We start from the raw sequence: 511 nt of genomic DNA, 5'->3' as shown, positions 1-511 counted from the left end.
ACCCTGGTCGACGACGAGATCCCGCTGAACGCCGGCTGCCTCAAGCCCCTGCGCATCGTCGTGCCGCCCGGCTCGATGCTGAACCCCGCCCCGCCAGCCGCGGTGGTCGCCGGCAATGTCGAGACCAGCCAGCATGTGGTCGACGCGCTCTACGCCGCCCTCGGCGTCATGGCCAACGCCCAGGGCTCGATGAACAACTTCACCTTCGGCGACGCGACGCGGCAGTACTATGAAACCATCTGCGGCGGCGCGGGGGCGATCGCCGACGCCGACGGTGCCTCGGGCGTGCATACCCACATGACCAACTCGCGGCTGACCGATCCCGAAATTCTGGAACGGCGTTTCCCCGTGCGCGTCGAGACCTTCGCCCTGCGGCCCGGCTCGGGCGGCGCGGGGAACAAGCGCGGCGGCGACGGCGTGGTCCGGCGCATCCGCTTCCTCGCGCCCATGGAGGCGGCCCTGCTGTCCACCCGGCGCGAGCATGCGCCGCAGGGATTGGCCGGGGGCGATG

Annotated in this window: 1 protein-coding gene; it reads left to right on the top strand. The window is 71.4% G+C overall.

Annotated features, from left to right (window positions below; genetic code table 11):
- On the top strand, positions 1 to 511 hold a 511-nt coding region (locus D1614_RS25280), incomplete at both ends, for a hydantoinase B/oxoprolinase family protein (protein ID WP_147384429.1).

Origin of the sequence: Maribellus luteus (genome assembly GCF_003576475.1) — a bacterium.
GTDB classification, from domain to species: domain Bacteria; phylum Bacteroidota; class Bacteroidia; order Bacteroidales; family Prolixibacteraceae; genus Draconibacterium; species Draconibacterium luteum.
This window is presented reverse-complemented; position numbering and strand designations above follow the sequence as displayed.